Source organism: Rahnella sp. BCC 1045 (assembly GCF_019049615.1).
Classification (GTDB): Bacteria; Pseudomonadota; Gammaproteobacteria; order Enterobacterales; family Enterobacteriaceae; genus Rahnella; species Rahnella contaminans.
In genome coordinates this window covers 27,121-53,018 of record NZ_JAFMOZ010000108.1, presented here as the reverse complement: position 1 = coordinate 53,018, position 25,898 = coordinate 27,121, and the positions used below count along the sequence as shown (strand labels likewise).

Genomic DNA, 25,898 nt, shown 5'->3' with positions numbered 1-25,898 from the left:
TGATAGAGTGGATATCTCTTTGTGACATTATCAAATTCAATAACAGTATTCATTATAAAATCTCTGCAAAACGATATTTCAATTTATTAAATATGGCGCTACCAATTAAAATTGAAATTATTCCGTAGCCATATAATTTCGCAATATCATTATAGTTAACAGTATTGTTCATGAATAAATCCCTCCAGCTAAGTATCATGTTAGCTAAAGGATTATAATCAATTAACCAGCGATACTGTTCAGGTATCATATCTCCCGAATAAAGAATCGGGGTACAGTAGAAAAGTAACATAATACCAAGAGTGATGAATCTTTCTAGATCACGGAAGAAAAGATTGAGGGTTGATAAAGTCAATGCAACACCTAGCATTAATAAAATCTGAGCAAAACCTATCAGAGGGATCCCCCATATCCACTCCCATGAAGGATACATATTATATATATAGAGAAAGACAATAATAACGGGGATTGTGCAAAGAAAGTGCAGGCATTCCATTAGTACATTGCTCATTGGTATCACTGAGCGTGGAAAGACCGTTTTTTTTATAATTTGAGCATTCGCCAGGAATGAAAATAATGAGTTTGACGTTGAACTAGCGAACCATTGCCATGGAAAGAGGCCTGTAATAATAAATACCGTATAATTTGGTATCTGCACCCTCATAATTAACTTAAATATAAAATAATAAATCATCGCAAATAAGAGTGGATTTGCTATGGACCATAGATACCCAAAAAAACTACTCTTATAGCGTACTTTAAGCTCTTTTTCGGTGATTACAGTTGCTAAATCAAATAAATAACCCAGGCTGTACTTCATACAAATCTCTGATTGATAGTGACGCATTAATATTTATTTCACAAAAAGCACGCGGCTAAAACATTAGTGAAATTCCGACAGCTAAAAATATAGTTATATAAAGCGGTTTACTTTAGTCTGAGTGTGTGATTTTGCAGACATAATCGTACATATCTCGCATTCCTGTTTCAACGGAGATAAATTCATACTTATTGATGTCATTTTTCATCTTATCAATATCAAGTATATTGTACGAAACGTCTCCTGTCTTTTGATCAAAATACTTAATTGAAAGACTTTTACCTACTATTAATTGTGCATATTTCAAAATATCTTTCGTACTCGTACCAACCCCAGAGCCAATATTGTAAACTTCGTTCCATTTTGAAGATTTAATTAATTTTTCTGTGATCTCGCAAAAATCGTCGATATGTATGTAATCCTTTTGAGTATGAATATCTCCATAGATATTCATAGGATTACCTTGAATTGCATTAAATAATGCAACACCGATAATTCTTTCTATTTTTTGATATTTTCCGTAAACGTTCGCTGGTCGAAGAATAAGATAATTAAATTTAGGTTCTAATCTTGCAGCAAATTCTAGATATCGCTCACATGCTTCTTTCATCCATCCATAGAAACTAACTGGCGATATCTCATGCGTTTCTTTTATAGGTGCATCAGCGATACCATATATCGCCCCCCCAGAAGAAATATAAACTAATTTATTGACATTATGTTTTTTAGCTAAGTTAACCAGATCAATGAAAGCGGAAAGATTCGTGGAGAGTAGACCCTGACACGAATCAATAGTATCCATGACAGTAAAACTTGTAAGTGAGTGTATGACCACATCAATCTTATAGGTTTCAAAGATACTATTCAGGGCAGTTATATCCTTACAATCACCGCAAACATTAATGATGTTTTCATGTTTAATTTTAGTTGGAGACCTACTGAAATTAATTATTTTTATGTCTTTCTGGCTAAAGTATTCACTCAGATTAGCTCCTATAAACCCTGAACCACCCAAAATAAGAATAGTATTCATTTTTTTCCTCTTGAAGCTTGCAATCATTAATCAACATTTATTTTATTTTATTTTTTGACTAAAGATTATATATAGGCATTCTATTATTAAACATACATTAAACCACATTAGCCTCAATTAAATTCTTGACGTTTAACGGTTTGGATTATTGTCTTTTTGGCAATAAAAAATATCACGCTACCGCCCTTGGCTTAACAGCTACCAATGTACTGAATTGTCACTAAAGCCGCTTGTGAACTATCGAAAAATCCGTGTCTTACACGTTAATACATTACTAATAACTACTAGTTATTCAGAGTTGCTCATGTACATACACACCCGAGCAACTCAAATTAAGATATAAAATTTGTTGAATTAGTCTTCTATAAGCAACTTTTTAAGGTACTGTCCGTACGGAGTCTTCTCCATCGACTTTGCCTGAACCTCTACTTGATCACGATTTAACCAACCCTTTCTGTATGCAATTTCTTCAAGGCATGCGACTTTAAAGCCTTGTCGCTTTTCAATCGTATGAATAAATTGTGATGCTTCAATCAAGCTGTCATGTGTACCTGTATCTAACCATGCAAATCCACGGCCCAACAATTCAACCTTTAACTTTCCTTTTTTGAGATACATCTCATTCAAGGTGGTGATTTCTAACTCACCTCGTTCCGAAGGTTTAACTTGCTTTGCCATTTCAACGATATCGCTATCATAAAAGTAGAGCCCGGTTACTGCCCACTGAGATTTGGGCTTAGCAGGTTTCTCTTCTATGGATAATGCGTTGAAATTCTCGTCAAAATGCACAACTCCAAAACGTTCTGGATCAAGCACCTGATAGCCAAAGACAGTTGCACCTTCATCCCGGGAAGCAACGTCTTCCAATTTTTTCCCAAAACCTTGCCCAAAATAAATATTGTCACCGAGAACTAAAGCGCAACGTTCTCCGTTAATAAATTCTTCTCCAATAATGAAGGCTTGAGCTAAGCCATCAGGTGAGGGTTGTTCAGCATATTGAAGCTTAATACCGAATTGAGAACCATCTCCCAGCAATCGCTTAAACGACGGCAGATCATCTGGAGTAGAAATCAGCAAAATATCATTAATTCCTGCTAACATTAAAACTGAAAGAGGGTAATAAATCATAGGCTTATCATAGACAGGTAGTAACTGTTTCGATATCCCAAGAGTGATGGGATGCAAACGTGTGCCCGCACCTCCAGCTAAAACTATACCTTTCATTTACGGAAATCCTATTTTTAGTCTTTTAAACCAAGACGTTCACCCGCATATGATCCATCCTGAACCCTACGCCACCAGTTCTCATTTCCCAGATACCATTTGACCGTTTTTAAAATCCCACTTTCAAATGTCTCTAACGGTTTCCAGCCTAGTTCACGTTCAATTTTGCTGGCATCAATGGCATAGCGCATATCATGACCAGGTCGGTCAGTAACATAAGTGATCAATTCGTTAAAATGAGTAATCCCGGCTGGTTTAGCATCCACTAGCTGATCTAAAATCGCACAGATAGTTTTTACAACATCAAGGTTCTTTCTCTCATTATGACCACCAATGTTGTAAGTTTCCCCAACAACACCCTTAGTTACTACCTGATATAAAGCACGAGCATGATCTTCGACAAACAACCAATCTCGAACTTGTGCGCCATTGCCATAGACAGGTAACGCCTTCCCGCTAATTGCGTTCAAAATAACCAGTGGAATCAGCTTCTCAGGAAAATGATATGGACCATAGTTATTAGAACAATTCGTCACCAACGTTGGGAAGCCATAAGTACGGTTCCAGGCTCGAACAAGGTGATCACTGGCAGCTTTGGTTGCAGAATACGGACTGCTAGGAGCGTATGACGTCGTCTCGGTGAACAGATCATCAGTGCCATGTAGGTCGCCATAGACTTCATCAGTGGAAATATGATGGAATCTAAAATTGTTTTTATATGACTCTTCAAGACCAGACCAATACTGACGAGCAGCTTCCAGAAGCGTATATGTACCAACAATATTTGTTTCGATAAATGCAGCAGGGCCATCGATCGATCGATCAACATGACTCTCGGCAGCCAAATGCATAACTGCATCCGGTTTGAACTCAGAAAACAATGCGTCGAGTGAGGGTCTGTCGCAGATATCCACTTTGGCAAAGTGATAACGCGAATCATTTTCAACAGATTTCAATGACTCAAGATTGCCAGCATAGGTTAAGCAATCAACCACAAGTACATTATCAGTAGTTTCCGAAATAATGTGACGGACGACGGCAGAACCGATAAAACCTGCCCCGCCTGTAATCAGTATATTCATTTATAAACGTTCTCAAGTGATTAACTATTCTCATGTGCCTGAACTGACAGGCCAAGAACTGCAGCATAAGTTCTCAAATAGAAGCAAAACGCTAAAAAATATAATTAATCTATATTTTTCAAGAAGATACTTTCAATCTAGGATGAGTATATACAGCATTCAATGAGCATATAATATCATATACCTGCTTTGATGAACCGCTGCCTTTTCGACAGTGTTTTAAATCCAAAAATCAATAGTCATTTTTTAACCTGATCTTTACTATCTGTTTAAAATAGCACGCTAAATAACGGCTAAGCTTTAGCCAGGCCATATTCCAACATTCACACTATGTTATTAATATAGTTAGGTTAATGTTAGCACCATAGCAGATTAGTCTCACTTGCATTTTTTTAAGAAAATTGATCCCATTAACTAAAATTTCAAAAAAAAACACCGACGCATCGGTGTTTTTTAAGCAAAAAAAAATTTACTCGATCGAAAACTCTTTCAACCACGCCTTGAACGCTTCACCTTGTGAGTTATGGCGAATGCCATACTCAACAAACGCTTTCATATAACCGAGTTTGTCACCACAGTCGTGTGAACGGCCAGTCATGGAGAAAGCTTCTACAGTTTGTTTTTTCATCAGCATAGCAATGGCATCCGTCAACTGGATTTCATTACCTGCACCGTATGGCGTTACTGCCAGCAGTGGCCAGATAGCTTCGGAAAGAACATAACGCCCCACAACCGCGAGGTTAGATGGCGCATCTTTCAATTCAGGTTTTTCAACGATGGCAGTCATTGGCGCACTTTCGCCCGGCTCAACTTCCGCACCATTACAGTTCACGATACCGTATTTGGACACGTCTTTTTCAGGCACTTCTTCAACCATAACCTGGCTGTTGCCGGTCTCTTTGAAACGGCGAAGCATTGCTGCAAGGTTGTCTTTACGCAGATCGCTGGTTGAATCATCCATCAGAACGTCTGGAAGGATAACCGCAAAAGGTGAGTTACCAATCAAAGGTTTAGCACACAGAACGGCATGTCCAAGGCCTTTAGACTGCCCCTGACGCACGTTCATGATAGTCACGCCTTTCGGACAGATTGACTGCACTTCTTCCAGCAACTGACGCTTAACGCGGGTTTCCAGCATGCTTTCCAGTTCGAATGAAGTATCGAAGTGGTTTTCGATGGCATTTTTGGAAGAATGCGTGACGAGAATGATCTCTTTGATGCCCGCCGCCGCACATTCATTAACGATGTACTGGATTAAAGGCTTGTCGACGATAGGCAACATTTCTTTTGGAATGGCTTTCGTCGCTGGCAACATACGTGTGCCCAGACCGGCAACAGGGATAACAGCTTTTAACATTGTAGAAGATACTCCTTGAAACCTATTGGTGTGTAAATTCAGTCAGTTGGGGAGCCAAACATGTCAGGGCATTCACTGAACTGAAATTGTATAAACAAATTAATTTCCCAGCACGATATTTTCTTCCCTGAGTATAGTCCCTGTGATTTCGTTTAGGGAGACTATACTGCTGACTTTAGGACTCCAGCACCATTCTGTGTATGCCATTACGATACCAGCAAGCAGCACATAACGGTAAGCTAAAGACTTAAAATTAGGAATGTTGAACCTGTTCGCTGATTTTCTGCACACAATTTGCTGCTTTCCAAAACATCCCGTTAAACTTTACCGCACAGCAACCGCACCTGTTTCATTTCCATCACGCTATGCGGTAGCACGCTGATTTAGATTTGAAATTTCGCCCTCTGACGCCCATTATTCAACGTGCGACAATCGTCGTGTAACTAAAGGTGAAACAAGCAATATGGAATGGATCGCCGATCCGTCAATCTGGGCCGGGCTGGCTACCCTGGTAATCCTTGAAATTGTCTTAGGGATAGACAACCTGATTTTCATCGCCATTTTGGCAGAAAAGCTTCCCCGCCGGCAGCGCGACAAAGCCCGCGTCACAGGGTTAATGCTGGCATTAGTGATGCGCCTGTTGTTACTGGCGTCAATTTCCTGGCTGTCGACCCTCACCCGCCCTCTCATCACTTTACTCGGGCATCCGTTCAGCGCCCGAGACATGATTATGCTGACCGGCGGCGTGTTCCTGCTGTTTAAAGCCACCATGGAGCTCAATGAGCGCCTGGAAGGTAAAGATGAAGAGCAGAGCCATCAGCAAAGCGGTGCCAGATTCTGGCCTGTCGTGGCGCAGATCGTGGTGCTCGATGCGGTATTTTCCCTCGACTCGGTGATTACCGCCGTTGGTATGGTGGATCATCTGGCCGTTATGATGGCGGCAGTCTGTATCGCCATCGGGCTGATGCTCCTGGCCAGCAAGCCGCTGACTAAGTTTGTGAACGCGCATCCCACCATCGTTATTTTATGTCTGAGTTTCCTGCTGATGATCGGCTTCAGTCTGGTCGCCGAAGGCTTTGGCTACGCGATTCCTAAAGGCTATTTGTACGCGGCTATCGGTTTCTCGGTGATCATCGAAGCGCTCAATCAGCTGGCACAATTTAACCGCAAACGCTTCCTGTCATCGCGTCGTTCTTTGCGTGAACGCACGGCGGAGACGGTTCTGCGCGTTTTACGCGGCAAGCATGAAGAGGCTGAACTGGATGCCCATTCGTCCAGCATGATTGCGGATAGCACTGAAGAAGACGCCATTTTCAACCAGCAGGAACGCAACATGATTGAACGCGTTCTGGGGCTGGGGCAGCGCACGGTCAGCAGCGTAATGACCTCGCGTCATGACGTCGATAATCTCGAACTGAATGACCCCATTGATGTCCTGAGAAATCAGATTGCCGAGAATCAGCACACGCGCATTCTGGTGACGGAAGACAGCTCGACCGACGAGCCGCTGGGTGTTGTTCATGTTGTTGACTTGCTTAAACAGCAGCTGCTGCAAAATGAGTTAGATCTTAAGGCACTGATCCGCCAACCCTTGATCTTCCCGGAGCAGCTTTCATTGCTGATGGCGCTTGAACAGTTCCGTCAGGCGAAAACGCACTTTGCTTTTGTCGTGGATGAGTTTGGTTCTGTCGAAGGCATCGTGACGCTGACTGACGTGATGGAAACCATTGCCGGGAATCTGCCGGAATCTGATGAGTTGCCGGATGCACGCCACGATATCCAGCAGCAGGAAGACGGAAGCTGGATTGCGAATGGCTATATGCCGCTCGAGGATCTGGCAATGTACATCCCCCTGCCGCTCGATGATAAGCGCGAATACCACACGCTGGCCGGTTTACTGATGGAATATACCCAGAGCATTCCGCAGGTCGGCGCACAGATAAAAATTAACGATTATTTGTACGAACCACTGGAAGTCAGCAGTCACCGGATTTTAAAAGTGAAGATCACCCCGCTCAATCCGCCGGTGTCCGACGATTACGAAGTCTGATTTCTTCGCGGTAAGCGTGACCAAAAAAACGGGGTGCCATTGAGCACCCCGTTTTTATTCCCGGCTAATCCGATGTTACTTCTTCAATATCTTCTGAACTTCATCACCGGCTTTACTGTCTTTGCGTTTATCAATCCAGTTCTGGATAGCGCTGCGGGCGCTCTGCTCCAGTGACTGACGCAATATCTGGTCAACCTGCAACTGATAATGCATCTGCGACCACGGCCCGTACACCCGCAGCGGAATATCGGTCGTTTTCAGCGTATTGATCAGATTACTGTCGCCCTTCCAGCCGCCGGTTACGCGGATCAGCAGATTCAAATCCACCTGCTGTGCAGCCATATTAATGGTGCCGTCACCTTTGCCGGTGACCATCGGCGACACTCCTTCCATATTGCTCAGCGTCAGCGTGCCATCGGCAAGATGACCTTTCGCATTCAGCGTATCAATCTGGCTGTAGTGCTCGTAACGGTCGAGGCCCTGAACTTTATCGCTGTTTCTCGCAATAGCCTGCTGGATAAGCTGCTGAATATTCATGCCATTCAGACGCGCATTATCCATTGAAATCTGGCCATCGCCCTGCCAGTGCCGCGCGAAATCAGCGGCTGAAAGGCCTTCACCGCTCACATTACCCTTCAGCGAGAAGTTGCCGGTCAGCGCCTTAGGCAACTCATATGCCGAAAGCAAATCGCCCAGCTCAATCTTGTTGACGTCAGGCACCAACTGAACCTGAATTTTCTTGCCCGTCACATCCATTTTGCCTGGCAGTGAGAAATTGCCGGTACCCATGTTGCCGCTGAACGTCGACAGCGAAACCTGCCCTTGCTGATTATCAGCTTCGAGCGCCAGGTTCTGAATTTTCATTCCACGGTAAGTAAGATCAGCCACTTTCAGCGCCAGGTGCGCATTGAATGTCTGAAGTTCACTCAGCCCGTTGGGTTGTTCATCTATGTCGCGCGCAATAACCGGCGCCGACGTAATGGCCTGAGAAGTCGTGGCTGTCTCTTCCGTTGTTTTCGGCTGCCAGCCGGAAAGCGCATCCAGATCGAGTTTTTCCGCGTTCAGGTTCAGCTGATAATTCGGTTCATCGCCCAGCGTGGCCGAAGCCGTACCGGAGATCTGATTATCATTGGCGGTCAGCGCCATCTGGCTGAGCGTCACAGCATTAGTCTCCCGCTGATAACTCGCCTGCATCGAACCGTTGCCCTGAATGCCTTTAACCGGAATATCCGCGCCGCTCAGCTGATAGGTAAATTTGCTGATGTTGGCAGCAAAGGCCTGCGGATAATGCTGCATATCCAGTTCCGCATTCATCGTGAAGGCTAAATCACGCTGATTACGATTGATGCGGCTGGAAAGCTGGACAGAGGCCTGCCGGTTGTCGTCTTTATCAATTTCGAGATTAATGTCGCGCACATTGATTTGTTCATCGTCGCCACGCTGCCAGATAAGCAAACTGTCAGCGATGCTGATTTTATCAATGTCGAACTTCCAGCCAGCGTCCAGCTCAGACGCACCGGGCGCCACAGGAACCGGAGAAGATGGAGCAACCGGCGCATCGGGCTGATTCTCTTCGGTATCCGGCGTTAACCGGATAATCGCATTTTTAAACAAAACTTGCTTTACGGCGAGCTGATGAGAAATGAGAGGCCAGAGTTTGACATCCAGTCGCATATTTTCAGCACTGACCACCGGTTCTTTCGCACTCGGCGCGGTGAGCGATGTCTGCCCGGCAATAATGCTCAGCTGCGGCCAGACGTGCCAGCGCAGCGAACCATTAATGGCCAGCTTGTAACCGCTTTTCACCTCAACCCTTTCCACCATGTACTGACGGAAATCGTTCGGGTTGATCAGAAATACCAGCGAAGTCATGCCGGCAATGATAACCACCAGTAAAATCACCAGTGTTGTCAGTAGTCTTCTCATGCCTTCCTCACGTTTTCATCCGCTCACGCCGATAAAAAACAGAATCAGTCTTTATCAATACGACTGGCAATTGCACTTTGCTGGTCGCGGTATTTCGCATCCTGACGGCTGTTATAAGGGCGTGCAGCTGAACCGGACAACGGTTCAAAGCTTAACGCGCCAATCAGCATACCCGGGCGAAGCGCCAGAGGCAGTTTACCGGAATTGTAGAACTCAAGGACGATGCGACCTTTCCAGCCCGGATCGATGCGGTGTGCCGTGACGTGTACCATCAGGCCCAGACGCGCCAGTGAAGAACGGCCATCGAGCCAGCCCACCAGATCATCCGGAATAGTGACGGATTCAAAAGTGACCGCCAGCGCCAGTTCGCCGGGATGCAGGAAGAAAGCTTCACCTTCCGGCAGAACGATTTCGTCGCTCATCACTTTGTCCAGCGCCGCGCTTACTTCGTCTTTCGGGCCACTCAGATCGATAAAGCCAGCGTTATGGCCGAGGAAAACGCGAAAACCGTTACCCAGACGCACATCTACCGTTGCACCGTTAATCCGCTCAACCGGCGGACGGGGTGAAATGCCTAATTTGCCGCTGTCCAGCCAGGCTTCTATGTCTCGATCGCAAAGTCTCATCGTATCTCCGGTGTGGTTTTCTACGGATTGTTCCGCGATTAGTTGAAGAACTGGCTGATTTTCGCCTTAAGAATATCAATCGCAATCCGGTTTTTACCGCCACGCGGCACAATGATGTCTGCGTATTGTTTTGAAGGTTCGATAAATTGCAGGAACATTGGACGGACAGTTTTCTGGTATTGCGCCATCACGGAATCCATAGAGCGGCCACGCTCGTTGACATCGCGCTTCATGCGGCGCATCAGGCAGATATCCAGCGGTGTATCCACGAAGATAGAGAAATTCATTTCCTGACGCAGACGCACGTCGGTCAGTAACAGGATCCCTTCCAGAATAATGACTTTCTTAGGCTTGAGCGTCACGGTCTCAGCCAGACGGGTATGTTCGATAAAACTGTAACTCGGTAATTCGATAGCCTGACCTGACTTCATTGCCTGCAAATGCTGGAACAGCAAATTGTGATCCATGGCACTGGGATGGTCATAGTTGGTTTTGACCCGTTCTTCCATGGTCATATGGCTTTGGTCTTTATAGTAGCAATCTTCCGGGATCACCCCGATATGCTCATCACCTACCTGATCACGAAGTTCACGGTATAACGTACTGGCGATGAGGCTTTTTCCCGAAGCAGATGCGCCAGCGATACCCACGATGACACACTGATGGAATTTGTCAGACATAAAATTAAAGACCTGATTTGGAAGTTGGAAGGCAAGCACAGCGTGTGCTTTGAACGCGCCAATTATAAGTACAACACACTACCCGATGCCAGCGTTAAGGCGGTGTAATCGCTGACATCGGGCAATAATTCGCAGAGTTGGGAGATTAAACCGCCCGGAAAGCGATTTCTGTCGGAATCGCGTCGCCTTTCCAGAACAGCTGCGACGCTACTTTTGACGCAAGTTCGCGATAAATCGTCGTGAACTCGCTTTCAGGATTAGAGACAACGGTCGGTTCGCCGCGATCCAAATCCTCGCGCAGCGAAATATGCAGCGGTAACTGAGCCAGTAATTCGCAACGGTATTTTTCGGCCAGACGTTGTGCGCCGCCGGTGCCGAAAATCGGTTCATGATGCCCGCAGTTGCTGCACACATGCATGCTCATATTTTCGATAATGCCTAACACCGGCACATGTACTTTCTCAAACATCACAATGCCTTTCATAGCGTCGAGCAGCGCGATGTCCTGCGGCGTGGTCACCACGAGCGCGCCCGTCACCGGAATATTTTGCGACAGCGTCAGCTGGATATCGCCGGTGCCCGGCGGCAGGTCAATCACCAGATAATCGAGATCCGGCCACAGCGTATCCTGCAACATCTGCATCAGCGCTTTGCTGGCCATCGGGCCGCGCCACACCATCGCATTTTCGTCGGTGACCAGATAACCAATGGAGTTAGTCGCCAGTCCGTGCGCCATAATCGGCGACATATGTACACCATCCGGTGATGTCGGACGCTCTTCTTCCGTGCCCAGCATGTTCGGCACCGACGGGCCATAGATATCCGCGTCCAGAATACCGACTTTTCCGCCTTCCGCGGCCAGCGCCAGCGCCAGATTCACCGCCGTGGTGGATTTACCCACGCCGCCTTTGCCTGAGCTGACCGCCAGAATATTGCGTACGCCTTTAATGCCGGGCTGATCATTGGCACGTTTCATCGTGGCGATATCGTGACGCAGGTTCCACTGAATGGCCGAAGCGCCGGTAACCCGCAGCAATTCACCGCTGGTTTCATCTTTAAGCACCTCGAAACCGCTGTTCCAGGCAAACGGCAGCGTCAGATCGATATGCAGAACTTCGTCCATCAGCACGCAATGATGCACCGCTTTTATCGCAGCTAAATCTTTTTGAAGTGTTGAATGGCGGAAGGTGGCCAGTACGCCGGTCACGAGTGCGCGCAGCCCTGCGGGTGTGGTCTGCTGTGGGGATTGAGATGTCATCCCGGCTCCTTGAAAACTGGTTATCAGACTAGTTATTTACCCTAAGCATAACAGAACACACGTAAGGAGATCCCCCCGTTTGTTTACGCGGGGCGGCGCTTTCGGTTAACATCAATGCCCCTGATTTCAACAACAGAAAGCAAGCTCTTACTATGGCTCAAGTCGCGAAAAAAATTTTGGTAACCTGTGCACTTCCGTACGCCAACGGATCCATCCACCTCGGTCACATGCTCGAGCATATCCAGGCTGACGTCTGGGTTCGTTTCCAGCGAATGCGTGGCAATGAAGTGCACTTCATCTGTGCGGACGATGCGCACGGCACACCGATCATGCTGAAAGCACAGCAACTCGGTATCAAGCCGGAAGAGATGATTGCCGAAATGAGCCAGGAGCATCAGAAAGACTTCGCCGGCTTCGGCATCAGCTACGACAACTATCACTCCACGCACAGTGACGAAAACCGTGAACTGTCGGAGCTGATTTATGGTCGTCTGAAAGAAAACGGTTTCATCAAGAATCGCACCATTTCTCAGCTGTACGATCCGGAGAAAGGCATGTTCCTGCCTGACCGTTTCGTTAAAGGCACCTGCCCGAAATGTAAATCGCCAGACCAGTACGGCGATAACTGTGAAGTGTGTGGTGCAACCTACAGCCCGACCGAACTGATCGAGCCGAAATCTGTGGTCTCCGGCGCGACGCCTGTGCTGCGTGATTCCGAGCATTACTTCTTTGATTTGCCTGAATTCAGCGCGATGTTGCAGGCGTGGACCCGTTCCGGTGCGTTGCAGGAGCAGGTCGCGAACAAAATGCAGGAATGGTTTGAATCCGGCCTGCAACAGTGGGATATCTCCCGCGACGCGCCGTACTTCGGTTTCGAAATTCCTGATGCGCCGGGCAAATATTTTTACGTCTGGCTGGACGCGCCAATCGGCTACATGGGTTCATTCAAAAACCTGTGTGACCGCCGCAGCGACCTGAACTTCGACGAGTTCTGGAAGAAAGATTCCACCACCGAGTTGTATCACTTCATCGGTAAAGACATCGTCTATTTCCACAGCCTGTTCTGGCCGGCAATGCTTGAAGGCAGCAATTTCCGCAAGCCAACCAACCTGTTCGTTCACGGTTATGTGACGGTGAACGGCGCGAAGATGTCTAAATCACGCGGCACCTTCATCAAGGCCAGCACTTATCTGAACCATCTGGATGCAGACTGCCTGCGTTATTACTACACCGCGAAACTGTCTTCCCGTATCGACGATATCGACCTGAATCTGGAAGATTTCGTGCAGCGCGTTAACGCAGACATCGTGAACAAAGTGGTCAACCTGGCTTCACGTAACGCCGGTTTCCTCGCCAAACGTTTTGACGGCAAACTGGCGGATAAACTGGCGGATGAAGCGCTGTACAAAACCTTCACGGATGCCGCTGAAAGTATTGCGCAGGCGTATGACAGCCGCGAATCAGGCCGTGCAATCCGTGAAATCATGGCGCTGGCTGACCTGGCTAACCGTTATGTAGACGAACAGGCGCCGTGGGTTGTGGCAAAACAGGAAGGCCGCGACGCGGACCTGCAGGCGATTTGCTCAATGGGCATCAACCTGTTCCGCGTTCTGATGACATACCTGAAACCGGTTCTGCCTTCACTGTCTGAACGCACAGAAGCTTTCCTGAACACCACGCTTGAGTGGGATGCGATTGCACAACCGCTGCTTTCTCATCAAGTGAATCCGTTCAAGGCGCTGTTTAACCGTATCGAACTGGATAAAGTGACCGCCATGGTTGATGCATCGAAAGAAGACATTGCGGCAGCGAAAGCCCCAGCAACCGGCCCGCTGGCGGATGATCCGATTCAGGAAACCATCACCTTTGATGACTTCGCAAAAGTCGACATGCGTATCGCGCTGATCAAAAGCGCTGATTTCGTGGAAGGTTCCGACAAACTGCTGCGTCTGCAACTGGATCTGGGCGGCGAAACCCGTCAGATCTTCTCCGGTATCCGCTCTGCCTATCCGGATCCGAAAGCGCTGGAAGGCCGTCTGACCATCATGGTCGCGAACCTTGCGCCGCGTAAAATGCGCTTTGGCATTTCTGAAGGCATGGTGATGGCCGCAGGCCCTGGCGGAAAAGACATCTTCCTGCTCAGCCCGGATTCCGGCGCACAACCTGGCATGCAGGTGAAATAAGCCACTGCGTTTCTCAGTAAGCCCCTCCCCTCATCCCCGGGGGGAGGTTCAAGGAGTTCCTGCTATGTTTAACTTCGATTACTACAATCCCACCCGCGTTCTTTTTGGTACACAGCGTATTGCCGATATCGGCCAGTACATTCCGGCCAACGCCCGCGTCCTGATTACCTACGGCGGCGGCAGCGCAAAAAAATTCGGTACGATTGATGAAGCGCGCAAAGCTCTCGGTGACCGCGAAATTTTCGAATTTGGCGGCATTGAGGTTAACCCGCATTTCGAAACCCTGATGATTGCCGTTGAGCTGGTTAAAGAGAAAAAAATCGACTTCCTGCTGGCCGTTGGCGGCGGTTCTGTCGTGGATGCCACCAAATTTATCGCCGCCGCCGTCCTGTACGAGGGCGACGTCTGGAATATGTGGTCGAAACGCCTGCCGCTGGAAAAAGCCATGCCGCTCGGTTGCATCATGACGTTACCGGCGACCGGTTCGGAAATGAACCCGACAGCCGTGGTCACTAACGTCGCACTGGGCGCAAAAATGGGTTTCAGCGACGCGCATCTGTACCCGCAGTTTGCCGTGCTGGATCCGCGAAAAACCTACACGCTGCCGGTTAAACAAGTGTCCAACGGCGTGGTTGACGCCTTTGTACATGTGATTGAGCAATACCTGACGTATCCGGTTTACGGCAAAGTGCAGGATCGTTTTGCCGAGGGCCTGCTGCTGACGCTTATCGAAGAAGGCCCGAAAGCGCTGACCGATCCGGAAAATTACGATGTGCGCTCAACCGTCACCTGGTCGGCAACGCTGGCACTGAATGGTCTGATTGGCGTCGGCGTGCCGCAGGACTGGGCAACGCACCGCATCGGCCACCAGCTCACCGCGCTCTATCATCTGGATCACGCTGAAACGCTGGCCGTTCTGCTGCCTTCGCTGCTTCAGGTACAACGTGAAACTAAACGCCTCAAACTGCTGCAATACGCAGAGCGCGTCTGGGGGCTGACCGACGGTGATGAAGAAACCCGTATCACCGCGGCCATCGATAAAACCCGCGATTTCTTTGATGATATGGGCGTGAAAACGCGCATCAGCGCGTACGGCGTGCCGGAAAAAGTCATTGAAGAAGTGCTGGAGAATCTGACCCGCTTCAACCTGCTGCCGATGGGCGAACACAAAGATATCGATCGGGTGGCTGCCCGCCGCATTCTCAGCCTGAGCTACTAAAAGCCGCAGCTGAAGAAATCGAAGGGGAAACGCGACACCGTTTCCCCTTTTTTATAACGTCTCATTTATTTCGGCCAGTTCGGCCAGACGCTTCGTGGATACTCTTTATCGATATCCGATCTTGCCAGCCCGATATCTTTCAGTTGCTCCGGGCTCAGCGCATGCAGAAGTTTGCGGCTGACGCGGCGCTCATTCCAGGCATGTAAAACACTGAACACCTGTTTTACCCATCCGCCCTGCTTAACCGGCATCTGTACCGGTGCAACACTTTCGGCACTACGCACTGACTCACAAGCGGCAAACTGCCGTTCTTCAATGGTATTTTTCATTTTCTGCTCCTGTTAACGACCTGTGATCAGGATCTAACATCCGGCAAAAACATTACAGATTCAGTTATTTTGTATTTCAACCATACAGATCTGGATCCAATGACAGATTCAGCGTTAGATTAGACGCATCTGTACTGCTCTTATTGCGCAGACGTTGAGGGAATGAAAATGAACCGTTACGAAAATCTGGCGAATGTACTGAGCGAACGCATCGAACAAGGGCTGTACCCGGCGGGGATCCGCCTGCCGTCGGTGCGCGTCTTAAGCAGCGAGCACGGCGTCAGCGTCAGTACCGTTCAGCAGGCGTACCGCGTCCTGGAAGAAAAACAGCTGGTGGAAGCACGTCCGAAATCCGGTTACTTCGTCAGGGAAGCCCGGTTGCAGGCGGCGCTGCCGAGCGGGTGTCGTCCGACGCAGCGCCCGGTGGAAATTTCCCAGTGGGATCAGGTTCTGGAGCTGATCACCTCGCCGCACCTTCCCGGTTTTGTTCAGCTGGGGCGCGGTTCACCGGACGTCACCGCCGCCACGCTCAAACCGCTCAGCCGTCTGATGGGCCGCGCCGGACAACATCAGAACCTCAATGCCTTTCACTACGACAGCATTTACGGCTCCGAAGATCTGCGCGAACAGATTGCGCGCCTGATGATCGACAGCGGCAGCCATATGGATGCCAGCAATATATTGATCACCACCGGCTGTCACGAAGCGCTGTCTATCGCCATTCGTTCCGTTTGCGAACACGGCGATATTGTGGCGGTAGATTCCCCGAGTTTTCACGGCGCGATGCAAACCCTGAAAGGCTTTGGCATGAAAGCACTGGAAATTCCGACAGACCCGGTCACCGGCATCAGCCTGGAAGCACTGGAAATGGCGCTGGAACAGTGGCCCATCAAAGCTATCCAGCTCACACCAAACTGTAACAATCCCCTCGGCTACAACATGCCGGATGACCGCAAGAAAGCGCTGCTGAGGCTGGCGCAGCGTTACGATATCGCCATTATCGAGGACGATGTTTACGGCGAACTGGCCTATCAGTATCCGCGCCCGGCGACCATTACTTCGTTTGACGACGACGGCCGCGTATTGCTTTGCAGCTCATTTTCAAAAACGCTCGCGCCCGGTCTGCGCGTCGGCTGGATTGCACCGGGCCGATATCACGACCGCGCACTGCACATGAAATACATCACCACCGGCGCGTCGGCCACGCTGCCGCAAATCGCCATCGCGGATTTCATCAAACAGGGCCATTACCTTCAGCATCTGCGCAGAATGCGTAATCAGTACCAGCGCAATCTGTGCACCATGACCGACTGGGTGATGAAATATTTTCCGTGTGGCACGCGGGTCAGCCGCCCTCAGGGTGGTTTCCTGCTGTGGATTGAGCTGGACGAACGCGTTGATACGCAGCGCCTGAACCGGCTGCTGGAAGAACATTTTGTGCAAATTGCGATCGGTTCGATATTTTCCGCTTCAGGGAAATACCGCAACTGTCTGCGTATTAACTATGCTCAGCCTCTGGCGGCCAAAACTGAACGCGCCGTTCAGCAGGTCGGGCAGATGGTTTCATACATGCTGGAAAGCTGCTAAACGCATCCCGGAGAACTCATCACTGTGCAGATAGAACCGTTACCACCGCTCAACACCCTGGTGGCCTTCGAATGTGTGGCGCGTTATTGCAGTTTTTCCCGGGCAGCCGACGAGCTGAACCTCACACAAAGCGCCATCAGCCGCCAGATTATTCAGCTTGAGGAAATGCTCGGCTGCAAACTTTTCCAGCGGGCGCAGCGTAAAACCACGCTCACACCGCGCGGTGAAACTTACGCGCATCAGGTCCGGAAACTGCTCGGCGATATCTCGCTTTCGACGGCCGAAGTCATGGGCTGGAACGGTTTACCGCAGGTGACGCTGGCCTGTACCAGCGCCATGAGCGGCCTGTGGCTGTCATCGCGCCTGTCTTCTTTACGCCAGCTGATGCCGGATCTGCAAATCCAGATGAAAATTTCCGACAGCTTTTCTGAACTGAAGTCATCAGAATTTGATCTGGCTATTTTCTATCTGCGCGAACCGCCGCCCGGCTATCACGTGCAGGCACTGTTTGATGAAGTCTGTTATCCGATGTGCTCGCCGGAATTGTTCAACCGTTTGCCCGCCCGTGCCAGCGCGGCGGATTTGCTGGAACAAACACTGCTGATTCAGGACGATCCGCAACGGGAATGGACCGGCTGGCGCGACTGGTTCGCCTCACAGGATGTCACTTTCGTCACCCCGCGCCGGACATGGCGCGCCAACAACTACCCGTTTCTGGTGCAGTCAGCGGTGCTGGGCGATGGCGTTCTTCTGGGCTGGGAAGGTCTGGTACAGGATTACATCAACAGCGGACAACTGGTCGCCGCGCATCCGGGTAAACTGGCTGCTGCCGGAAAATGCTACATGCTGACGCCACAAGACCGGTTCCTGAAACCGGTGGTGCATAAAGTAATTAACTGGCTGAAACAGCCTTAAAAAACTCCTCCCCCTTCGCACGGGGAGGAGAAAATAATAATAATCTTATATGTTATTTATATATCAGCGGGCGGGATTTTATTTTTCTCCAGAACTCTGCGTTTTCTTGCAGAATTCATCCCGATTAATGTAAACAACAGCCAGCATGACTGTGAAATACAGGATGCAAGATTAAAATCATGGCTTAACGAATACAGGCCAAACACACCGCCGATTATATTAAGATAGGCGTAACTGTTAGCATCAACCGCTAGCCTGCGCATCTGAACCAGCGCATAGGCAAGAAGGTAGCAAAATACCCCAATTAAACCGACAACCGTATGCATCTCCACCGGCCACTTCCCTTTCCTGTCATTGATAGCTCAGAAAAATAAAGCTTTTCAGGGTGTTCTGCCGCGCATTTTTCGCATACCCTCATGATAAATTCTCATGCAAGTTCAACAGGGGGTTTTGATATAAATCATCAGGGCAATCCATTGCGCCAATTAGATACACCCGGGGTATTTCGCCTGCACCTATAAAATTCCAGCACGTACTATGGAGAAAATTAATGAAAGATAATAATTCCCCTTTGACGAAATTAATGCAGGATGCACAACTTAGCCGTCGCGGCTTTATTACCAGCGCTTCCGCTGTGGGTATTACCAGTGCCTTAGGTTTTTCACCCTTCTCTGCTTTCGCTGCTGAACCCAAAAAAGGCGGCGTATTAAAACTGGGTATGTCAGGCGGAAATACCAGTGATACGCTCGACCCGACGTTATTCAGCGACTGGGTGCCGCTCAACCTGGCATATATGCTGATGAATGGCCTGATTGAAATTGATGAAAATAACAAAGCCACGCCTGAACTGTTCTCTGCGTGGGAAGCCAAACCGGGCGCAGCCGAATGGGTGTTTACCGTCCGTGATGGCGTCACCTTCCACAACGGCAAAAAGCTGGACGCCGACGATATTCTTTACTCCATCAACCTGCACCGCGGCGACAAATCCAAAAGCGCCATCAAAACGCAGCTGGCACCGATTACCGGCCTGACCAAACAGGGCGACAACCAGATTCTGATTACTCTCGACAGCGGCAACGCCGACCTGCCGTACCTGCTGGCAGATTACCATCTGGTGGTCGTGCCCGCGGGCTTCACCGACTGGTCGCACCCGATTGGCACCGGCGGTTTTATCTTTGATCAGTACGAACCGGGCGTACGCTCGCTGTTCAAACGTAACCCGAATTACTGGAAGCCGGATCGCGCCTTTGTTGACGCCGTGGAAGTGCTGGTGATCAACGACCCGACCGCGCGCACCAACGCCCTGATTTCCGGTCAGGTTCACGCGATCAACCGCGTCGATTTCAAAACCGTCGATTTCCTCAAACGCAGCCCGGCCCTGAACATTATCCGTTCCTCCGGCGGCCAGCACTTTACATTCCTGATGGATTGCAGCGTCGCGCCGTATAACAACAACGATGTGCGCATGGCGATTAAACACGGCATCGACCGCCAGAAAATTCTTGATACCGTACTGCGCGGCTACGGCTCGCTGGGCAACGATCACCCGATCCCGAAAACCGACCGTTTCTTCAACCACAGTCTCGAGCAGCGTGTATACGATCCGGACAAATCAAAGTTCTACCTGAAAAAAGCCGGATTAACCGACCTGAAAGTCGAGCTGTCTTCGTCTGACGCCGCCTTTGCCGGGGCGCTCGACGCCGCCGCATTGTTCCAGGGTCAGGCACAGAAAGGCGGCATTCAGGTCAACATCAAGCGCCAGCCTGCCGACAGCTACTGGGACGATGTGTGGATGAAGGCCCCGTTCAGCATGGGTTACTGGGGCGGACGCCCGACGGCTGACCAGATGTTTTCAACCGCGTACCAGTCCACCGCCAAATGGAACGACACGCACTGGAAAGATGAGAAGTTTGACGCCCTGCTGCTTCAGGCGCGTTCACTGCTCGATGAAGCCAAACGCGCAGAAATTTATGGCGAGCTGCAAAGCATCGTGCGCGACAACGGCGGTGCGATGATCCCGCTGTTTGGTGATTATCTCGATGCCGCCAGCAAAAAAGTCGGCGGGATCAAACCGCATCCGATGTTCAACTTCATGGGTGGTCGTCTGGCCGAGCGCGTCTGGCTGGAGGCATGATGAAAAAACGGATTTTACAGCGGGTCCTGTTGGGCATTATCACGCTGTGGCTGGTCTCTGTGCTGATTTTTATTGGCACAGAAATGCTGCCCGGCGACGTCGCTACCGCGATTTTAGGGCAAAGCGCGACGCCGGAAACCGTGGCGGCTCTGCGGCTGCAACTGGGTCTGGATGAACCGTCGGTGCTGCGCTATCTGCACTGGCTGGCAGGGATTCTGCACGGCGATTTAGGTCATTCACTGGCGAACGGTCGCGCCATCAGCGACGAACTTTTGCCGCGTCTGGCGAACACGCTGTTTCTGGCCGGATACGCCGCCGTGATCGCCATTCCGCTGGCGGTCGGTCTGGGTATCGCTTCCGCCATCTGGCGCGGTTCCGTGTTTGACCGGCTGGCAAATACCCTCACGCTCATCAGCATTTCCGTGCCGGAGTTTTTTGTCGGCTACATTCTGGTGATCGCCTTTGCTATCCGCCTGACGTGGTTCCCGAGTCTGGCGATGGTTGACAGTTCATCTTCGTTCGCCGACCGGCTTTACGTCTGCACCCTGCCGATGCTCACGCTGACGCTGGTCGTGCTGGCGCATATGTTGCGCATGACGCGTGCATCGGTGACGGCGGTGATGTCCAGCCCGTACATCGAAAGCGCGGTGCTTAAAGGCATTCCGCGCTGGCGTATTGTGGTTTCGCACGCGCTGCCCAACGCTCTTGCGCCCATCATCAACGTCGTGGCGTTCAATCTGGCGTATCTGGTGGTTGGCGTCATTCTGGTGGAAGTAGTGTTCGTCTATCCGGGCATTGGCCAGTACATGGTGGACGCTGTCACCAAGCGAGACCTGCCGGTCGTTCAGGCCTGCGGTCTGCTGTTTGGCGGCACCTACATTTTTCTTAATACCACCGCCGATTTACTGGCGATCTGGTGTAATCCACGCCTGCGCCATGCGCGCTAAAAGAGGGACAGCATGAACCGGTATTTCATTAACATCCCGCTGTCGGCCTGGATTGGCATTGTGATTATTGCGGTGAATCTCTTCGCCGCCATTTTCGCGCCGTGGCTTGCGCCTCACAGCGAAACCGAACAGGTTGGCGATATCTGGCTGCTGCCGTCTTCCGCCACGCCGTTTGGTACCGACAGCCTCGGGCGCGACATGCTTTCGCGCATTTTATTTGGCGCGCGCACGACAATTGCCATCGCCCTGACCATCACCTTCAGCTCATTTATCATCGGCATCGTCACCGGTTTCACCGCCGCGATTTACGGCAAATGGGTGGATACCGTGCTTTCGCGCATCGTCGATACCGTGATGTCGATTCCGGTGCTGATTTTCGCGCTGATCGTATTATCCGTAATGGGCACCTCGATTCCGGTTCTGGTGCTGACCATCGCCCTGCTCGACGCCACCCGCGTGTTCCGTCTGGCACGCCTGGTCGCCCAGGCGATTGTCTGTCAGGAATATGTCGAAGCGGCGCGTCTGCGTGGTGAAGGGTTGCGCTGGGTGCTGTTCAAAGAAATTTTGCCTAACGCCCTGCCGCCGCTGCTGGCAGAGTTTGGTATGCGCTTTTGCTTTACCTTCCTGTTTATTGCGGGTCTGAGCTTCTTAGGATTAGGCATTCAGCCGCCATATGCTGACTGGGGAAGCATGGTGCGTGACAACGCGCAGGCGATTAACTTTGGTCAGTTTGCGCCGCTCTATCCGGCGGCGGCGATTGCACTGCTGACGATTGGCGTCAATCTGGTGGTTGACTGGCTGCTGGCCCGTAACAGCCTGCCGCAGGGAGATGAAGCATGACACGCACGATTTTAGAAATGCGCGGCCTGCGCATTGAAACCCTCGACGGTTCGCCGCTGGTGCAGGATATTTCGCTGAAACTGGCGGCGGGCGAAGTGCTCGGCCTGATTGGTGAATCCGGCGCAGGCAAATCCACCATCGGGCTGGCGGCGCTGGGCTATGCACGTCAGGGCTGCCGGATTGCGGGCGGCGAGGTGATCCTCGACGGCACCAACATTGTTTCACAGCCTTCGCGCGTTAAACGCGAGTGGCGCGGCAAACGCGTGGCCTATGTCGCGCAAAGCGCCGCCGCCTCGTTTAACCCGGCGCTGACCATCGAAAAACAGGTATGCGAAGGCCCGATCCGCCACGGTTTGATGAACAAAGAAGAAAGCCGCCAGTGGGCGATTTCCCTGTTCCGCTCACTGGATTTGCCGGATCCGGAAAACATCGGCAAGCGTTATCCGCATCAGCTTTCCGGCGGACAGCTTCAGCGCGCAATGGCCGCGATGGCGATGTCCTGTAAACCGGATTTGCTGATCATGGATGAACCGACCACGGCGCTGGACGTCACCACGCAAATTGAAGTGCTGGTGATGCTGCGCAAACTGGTGCGTGAGTTCAACACCGCCGCGCTGTATATCACGCACGATCTGGCCGTTGTCGCGCAGCTCGCCGACCGCATTATGGTGCTGCGTCACGGCAAGGAAGTGGAAACCGGCAGCACGCAAACCATTCTGGAAAACCCGCAGCAGGATTACACCCGCAGGCTGGTCGCGGAGCGTGAACACGCGCTGGCGCCACTGACCGGCGGCCATGAATCGTCCGGCCAGCCGCTGCTGACCATGAAGAAACTCAGCACCGGTTATAACGGCAAACGCGTGGTGCATGATGTCAGTCTGCAACTCCCTCGCGGCAAAACGCTGGCGATTATCGGTGAATCCGGCAGCGGAAAAAGTACGCTGGCGCGGGCGCTGGTGGGTCTGCTACCGGACACCGAAGGCTCTGTGGACTTCGACGGCACGGCGCTTTCGCATAATTACCAGAAGCGCAACAAAGAAACCCTGCGCCGGATGCAGATGATTTATCAGCTTCCCGACGTGGCGCTCAACCCACGCCAGACGCTGCTGGATATCATTGGCCGCCCGCTGAGTTTCTATTTCGGGATGAACAAAAAGCAGGTTCGCGAGCGCGTGGAAGAGTTACTGCGCCTGACGGAGCTGCCGGTAAAGCTGATCGACCGTCGTCCCGGCGAGCTTTCTGGCGGGCAGAAACAGCGCGTCTGTATAGCCCGTGCGCTGTCTGCGCAGCCGGAACTGATTATCTGTGACGAAGCCACCTCCGCGCTCGATCCGCTGGTCGCTGAGGAAGTACTGAATCTGCTGCGCCGCTTACAGGAACAGCTCGGGCTGTCTTACCTGTTTATCACCCACGACCTGGGCACCGTGAAACGTATCGCCCATCAGGTTGCGGTGATGTATCAGGGCCAGGTGGTCGCCAGTGGCGATACCGGCGTGGTATTCAGCGCGCCTATGCACAGCTACACCGAAAAACTGCTGACGTCCGTACCGGAAATGCGCACCCGCTGGCTGGACGACGTTCTCGCCCTGCGCAACGTTCCGCTTCCGGCTACAGCCATTCCTTCGACAGGAGTCTTATGAATACCAAACGCATCGTGACCGAATTCCCCCACGCCGTCACCGTGACTGAACATTTGTGGATACCGCTGAGCGATGGCACGCGCCTCGCCGCCCGCCTCTGGCTGCCGGACGACGCCGCAAGCCAGCCGGTTCCGGCGCTCCTCGAATACATTCCTTACCGCAAGCGCGACGGAACCCGCACCCGCGATGAACCGATGCACGGATTCTTTGCCGGCAACGGTTATGCAGTGGTGCGTGTGGACATGCGCGGCAGCGGCGAATCCGACGGATTGCTGGCCGACGAATACCTGTTGCAGGAACAGGACGACGCGCTCGAAGTCATCGAATGGATCACGCAGCAAAACTGGTGCAGCGGCAACGTCGGCATGATGGGCAAATCCTGGGGCGGATTTAACGGATTGCAGGTCGCCGCCCGTCGTCCTGCGGCGCTGAAAGCCATCATCACCGTATGCTCAACCGACGACCGCTACCGCGATGACATCCACTACAAAGGCGGCTGCCTGCTTAACGATAACCTCTGGTGGGGCGGCATTATGCTGGCGTACCAGAGCCGTCCGTCCGATCCGGCGCTGGTCGGTGAAAGCTGGTACAAAGACTGGCTGAACCGTCTGGAAAACATGCCGTTCTTCCCGGCGTTGTGGATGGAGCATCCGCTGCGTGACGAATACTGGCAGCACGGCTCGGTGTGCGAAGACTGGTCAGCCATTGAATGTCCGGTGCTGGCGATCGGCGGCTGGGCAGATGCCTACAGCAATGCCGTTTTCCGCCTGATGGACAATTTACAGGTTCCGCGCCGCGCCATTCTCGGCCCGTGGGCGCATATTTATCCGCAGGACGGCACGCCGGAACCGGCGATCGGTTTCCTGCAGGAAGCGGTTCGCTGGTGGGATCACTGGCTGAAGGGCGAACAAAACGGCGCGATGGAAGGCCCGATGATTCAGACATGGTTGCAGGACAGCCAGCCGCCTTCGGCGATGCGTCCGGTCAGCAAAGGCGAATGGGTGGGATTTGATCGCGGCACCGCCAGCAATATTAATTACATGCCCCGCTGGCTTTCGCGCGGCCAGCTGAATACTCAGCCGGATGCCGGCGCGGGCGTCATCAATATCTGTTCGCCTCAGAATCACGGGCTGATGGCCGGGGAATGGATGGGCGCTGGCGTGCCCGGTGAAATGCCGCCGGATCAGCGCGTTGACGACGGCATGGCGGAAATCTTTGACGGCGAACCGCTGGCCGAGCCGCTGTCCATCTTCGGTTTTCCGGAATTCACTGTGGAGCTGAGCAGTGATAAACCGGCGGCGATGCTTTACGTGCGCCTTTCCGACGTTTCACCGGAAGGTGCGGTCAACCGTGTCACCCACGGCTGGCTGAATCTGGCGCATCTGCACGGCCACGATAAATCTGTACCGCTCGTACCGGGGCAAAAAGTCAAAGTACCGGTACAGCTGGATGGCATCGCTCACCGCTTTGCCGCCGGACATCGCCTGCGGCTCTCGCTGGCAACCACGTTCTGGCCGATGATCTGGCCGATGGCAGAAGCCGCGACGCTGACGGTAGATTTGCACAGCGCGCAGCTCAGTCTGCCGGTTTGCGAACAGCCGGTACCGGTTGATGGCCCGATCGCCGAACCACAAAGCGCCCCGCTTACCCCGCAGACCGTGCTGTCACCGGGACGCGTTGATCGCAACATCACCTATGATTTCCTCACCGACAGCTGGGCCAGCGTGACCCACGGCGTGGGTGGCGTATTCGGTGAAGGCGTTTACCGTTTCGATGATATCGATACGACCGTCGATCACGGTCTACGCCGCGAGCTGACGGTCAGTAACAGTGACCCGCTTTCCGCGCGCTATCTGCTGACGCAAACCATGAAAATGGGGCGAGAAGGCTGGTGGATGGAGGCGGAAATTACGCTCGAGCTGCGTAGTGATCTGACCCACTTTATCGTCAGCGGCGACATGGTGGTGAGTCTGAACGGCGAAGAAGAATTCACGAAATACTGGCACGAGAGAATTGCGCGGTAACTTTGCTTATCCCCCTTCGCTGAG

At 51.4% G+C, this 25,898-nt stretch carries 21 protein-coding genes; 10 read left to right on the top strand and 11 right to left on the bottom strand.

Annotation, left to right across the window (positions count from 1 at the left end; genetic code table 11):
- Nucleotides 1-52 precede the first annotated feature (52 nt).
- The 5 genes from J1782_RS06215 to galU all read right to left on the bottom strand — a co-directional run bounded on the left by J1782_RS06215 (nt 53) and on the right by galU (nt 5,516).
- Complete coding sequence (locus J1782_RS06215) at nt 53-820, bottom strand: ABC transporter permease (protein WP_217152669.1); 768 nt, start codon at nt 818-820, stop codon at nt 53-55.
- Between the two features lie 112 nt (nt 821-932).
- Complete coding sequence (locus tag J1782_RS06210; RefSeq protein WP_217152668.1) at nt 933-1,853, bottom strand: NAD-dependent epimerase/dehydratase family protein; 921 nt, start codon at nt 1,851-1,853, stop codon at nt 933-935.
- Between the two features lie 354 nt (nt 1,854-2,207).
- On the bottom strand, nt 2,208-3,077 hold the full coding sequence (rfbA, locus tag J1782_RS06205) for a glucose-1-phosphate thymidylyltransferase RfbA (RefSeq protein WP_217152667.1): 870 nt from the start codon (nt 3,075-3,077) through the stop codon (nt 2,208-2,210).
- A 17-nt stretch (nt 3,078-3,094) separates the two neighbouring features.
- On the bottom strand, nt 3,095-4,159 hold the full coding sequence (rfbB, locus tag J1782_RS06200; RefSeq protein ID WP_217152666.1) for a dTDP-glucose 4,6-dehydratase: 1,065 nt from the start codon (nt 4,157-4,159) through the stop codon (nt 3,095-3,097).
- A 469-nt stretch (nt 4,160-4,628) separates the two neighbouring features.
- A complete protein-coding gene (galU, locus tag J1782_RS06195; RefSeq protein WP_217152665.1) occupies nt 4,629-5,516 on the bottom strand; it encodes a UTP--glucose-1-phosphate uridylyltransferase GalU in 888 nt (295 codons plus the stop codon).
- A gap of 463 nt (nt 5,517-5,979) precedes the next feature.
- On the opposite strand from galU, the gene J1782_RS06190 reads away from it, so the two are divergent.
- Nucleotides 5,980-7,566, top strand: a complete 1,587-nt coding sequence (locus J1782_RS06190) for a TerC family protein (protein ID WP_152325833.1) — start codon at nt 5,980-5,982, stop codon at nt 7,564-7,566.
- Nucleotides 7,567-7,641: 75 nt separating this feature from the next.
- Here the strand turns inward: J1782_RS06190 and asmA are convergent, their stop codons facing one another.
- From asmA to apbC, 4 genes are all read right to left on the bottom strand, one after another.
- Complete coding sequence (asmA, locus tag J1782_RS06185; RefSeq protein ID WP_217152664.1) at nt 7,642-9,492, bottom strand: outer membrane assembly protein AsmA; 1,851 nt, start codon at nt 9,490-9,492, stop codon at nt 7,642-7,644.
- Between the two features lie 44 nt (nt 9,493-9,536).
- A complete protein-coding gene (gene dcd, locus J1782_RS06180) occupies nt 9,537-10,118 on the bottom strand; it encodes a dCTP deaminase (protein WP_152325831.1) in 582 nt (193 codons plus the stop codon).
- 38 nt (nt 10,119-10,156) lie between these two features.
- Nucleotides 10,157-10,798 carry a uridine kinase gene (gene udk / locus J1782_RS06175; RefSeq protein ID WP_120506638.1) on the bottom strand — a complete coding sequence of 214 codons (642 nt, stop codon included), beginning with the start codon at nt 10,796-10,798 and terminating at the stop codon, nt 10,157-10,159.
- Nucleotides 10,799-10,943: 145 nt separating this feature from the next.
- A complete protein-coding gene (apbC, locus tag J1782_RS06170) occupies nt 10,944-12,056 on the bottom strand; it encodes an iron-sulfur cluster carrier protein ApbC (protein ID WP_152325830.1) in 1,113 nt (370 codons plus the stop codon).
- 152 nt (nt 12,057-12,208) lie between these two features.
- Between apbC and metG the strand changes: the two genes are divergently transcribed.
- Complete coding sequence (gene metG / locus J1782_RS06165; protein WP_208950267.1) at nt 12,209-14,239, top strand: methionine--tRNA ligase; 2,031 nt, start codon at nt 12,209-12,211, stop codon at nt 14,237-14,239.
- A gap of 64 nt (nt 14,240-14,303) precedes the next feature.
- Nucleotides 14,304-15,458: an iron-containing alcohol dehydrogenase gene (locus J1782_RS06160; RefSeq protein WP_152325828.1), complete on the top strand. Its 1,155-nt coding sequence runs from the start codon at nt 14,304-14,306 to the stop codon at nt 15,456-15,458.
- A 65-nt stretch (nt 15,459-15,523) separates the two neighbouring features.
- Here the strand turns inward: J1782_RS06160 and J1782_RS06155 are convergent, their stop codons facing one another.
- Complete coding sequence (locus J1782_RS06155) at nt 15,524-15,787, bottom strand: DUF1127 domain-containing protein (RefSeq protein ID WP_217152663.1); 264 nt, start codon at nt 15,785-15,787, stop codon at nt 15,524-15,526.
- Between the two features lie 168 nt (nt 15,788-15,955).
- Between J1782_RS06155 and J1782_RS06150 the strand changes: the two genes are divergently transcribed.
- Together J1782_RS06150 and J1782_RS06145 are read left to right on the top strand one after the other, a co-directional pair.
- Nucleotides 15,956-17,374 (top strand): PLP-dependent aminotransferase family protein, encoded by a 1,419-nt coding sequence (locus tag J1782_RS06150; protein ID WP_152325826.1) that lies wholly within the window; start codon nt 15,956-15,958, stop codon nt 17,372-17,374.
- A 24-nt stretch (nt 17,375-17,398) separates the two neighbouring features.
- Nucleotides 17,399-18,289, top strand: coding sequence for a LysR substrate-binding domain-containing protein (locus J1782_RS06145; protein WP_217152662.1), 891 nt, complete (start codon nt 17,399-17,401; stop codon nt 18,287-18,289).
- A gap of 56 nt (nt 18,290-18,345) precedes the next feature.
- Here J1782_RS06145 and J1782_RS06140 read toward each other — a convergent pair whose 3' ends face one another.
- The gene (locus J1782_RS06140) at nt 18,346-18,621 is read right to left on the bottom strand and encodes a cyclic nucleotide-binding protein (RefSeq protein ID WP_152325824.1); all 276 of its coding nucleotides are present in this window, start codon (nt 18,619-18,621) and stop codon (nt 18,346-18,348) included.
- Nucleotides 18,622-18,839: 218 nt separating this feature from the next.
- On the opposite strand from J1782_RS06140, the gene J1782_RS06135 reads away from it, so the two are divergent.
- The 5 genes from J1782_RS06135 to J1782_RS06115 are packed head-to-tail and all read left to right on the top strand — an operon-like array spanning nt 18,840 to nt 25,874.
- Nucleotides 18,840-20,423: an ABC transporter substrate-binding protein gene (locus J1782_RS06135; protein WP_217152661.1), complete on the top strand. Its 1,584-nt coding sequence runs from the start codon at nt 18,840-18,842 to the stop codon at nt 20,421-20,423.
- Nucleotides 20,423-21,370 carry an ABC transporter permease gene (locus tag J1782_RS06130; protein WP_152326341.1) on the top strand — a complete coding sequence of 316 codons (948 nt, stop codon included), beginning with the start codon at nt 20,423-20,425 and terminating at the stop codon, nt 21,368-21,370. The genes J1782_RS06135 and J1782_RS06130 overlap by 1 nt, the downstream gene beginning before the upstream one ends.
- Nucleotides 21,371-21,382: 12 nt before the next feature.
- Nucleotides 21,383-22,210: an ABC transporter permease gene (locus J1782_RS06125; RefSeq protein WP_208950264.1), complete on the top strand. Its 828-nt coding sequence runs from the start codon at nt 21,383-21,385 to the stop codon at nt 22,208-22,210.
- Complete coding sequence (locus J1782_RS06120) at nt 22,207-23,850, top strand: ABC transporter ATP-binding protein (protein WP_217152660.1); 1,644 nt, start codon at nt 22,207-22,209, stop codon at nt 23,848-23,850. Before J1782_RS06125 ends, J1782_RS06120 begins: the two co-directional genes overlap by 4 nt.
- Nucleotides 23,847-25,874 carry a CocE/NonD family hydrolase gene (locus tag J1782_RS06115; protein ID WP_217152659.1) on the top strand — a complete coding sequence of 676 codons (2,028 nt, stop codon included), beginning with the start codon at nt 23,847-23,849 and terminating at the stop codon, nt 25,872-25,874. Before J1782_RS06120 ends, J1782_RS06115 begins: the two co-directional genes overlap by 4 nt.
- Nucleotides 25,875-25,898 lie beyond the last annotated feature (24 nt).

Excerpts from the sequence above, each read along its gene's own strand:
- apbC (WP_152325830.1), bottom strand. The coding sequence starts at position 12,056 with ATGACATCTCAATCCCCACAGCAGACCACACCCGCAGGGCTGCGCGCA.
- rfbB (WP_217152666.1), bottom strand. The coding sequence starts at position 4,159 with ATGAATATACTGATTACAGGCGGGGCAGGTTTTATCGGTTCTGCCGTC.
- J1782_RS06115 (WP_217152659.1), top strand. The coding sequence starts at position 23,847 with ATGAATACCAAACGCATCGTGACCGAATTCCCCCACGCCGTCACCGTG.
- J1782_RS06155 (WP_217152663.1), bottom strand. The coding sequence starts at position 15,787 with ATGAAAAATACCATTGAAGAACGGCAGTTTGCCGCTTGTGAGTCAGTG.
- udk (WP_120506638.1), bottom strand. The coding sequence starts at position 10,798 with ATGTCTGACAAATTCCATCAGTGTGTCATCGTGGGTATCGCTGGCGCA.
- J1782_RS06210 (WP_217152668.1), bottom strand. The coding sequence starts at position 1,853 with ATGAATACTATTCTTATTTTGGGTGGTTCAGGGTTTATAGGAGCTAAT.
- J1782_RS06215 (WP_217152669.1), bottom strand. The coding sequence starts at position 820 with ATGAAGTACAGCCTGGGTTATTTATTTGATTTAGCAACTGTAATCACC.
- asmA (WP_217152664.1), bottom strand. The coding sequence starts at position 9,492 with ATGAGAAGACTACTGACAACACTGGTGATTTTACTGGTGGTTATCATT.
- metG (WP_208950267.1), top strand. The coding sequence starts at position 12,209 with ATGGCTCAAGTCGCGAAAAAAATTTTGGTAACCTGTGCACTTCCGTAC.
- galU (WP_217152665.1), bottom strand. The coding sequence starts at position 5,516 with ATGTTAAAAGCTGTTATCCCTGTTGCCGGTCTGGGCACACGTATGTTG.
- J1782_RS06130 (WP_152326341.1), top strand. The coding sequence starts at position 20,423 with ATGAAAAAACGGATTTTACAGCGGGTCCTGTTGGGCATTATCACGCTG.
- J1782_RS06120 (WP_217152660.1), top strand. The coding sequence starts at position 22,207 with ATGACACGCACGATTTTAGAAATGCGCGGCCTGCGCATTGAAACCCTC.
- J1782_RS06125 (WP_208950264.1), top strand. The coding sequence starts at position 21,383 with ATGAACCGGTATTTCATTAACATCCCGCTGTCGGCCTGGATTGGCATT.
- J1782_RS06150 (WP_152325826.1), top strand. The coding sequence starts at position 15,956 with ATGAACCGTTACGAAAATCTGGCGAATGTACTGAGCGAACGCATCGAA.
- J1782_RS06135 (WP_217152661.1), top strand. The coding sequence starts at position 18,840 with ATGAAAGATAATAATTCCCCTTTGACGAAATTAATGCAGGATGCACAA.
- J1782_RS06160 (WP_152325828.1), top strand. The coding sequence starts at position 14,304 with ATGTTTAACTTCGATTACTACAATCCCACCCGCGTTCTTTTTGGTACA.
- dcd (WP_152325831.1), bottom strand. The coding sequence starts at position 10,118 with ATGAGACTTTGCGATCGAGACATAGAAGCCTGGCTGGACAGCGGCAAA.
- rfbA (WP_217152667.1), bottom strand. The coding sequence starts at position 3,077 with ATGAAAGGTATAGTTTTAGCTGGAGGTGCGGGCACACGTTTGCATCCC.
- J1782_RS06190 (WP_152325833.1), top strand. The coding sequence starts at position 5,980 with ATGGAATGGATCGCCGATCCGTCAATCTGGGCCGGGCTGGCTACCCTG.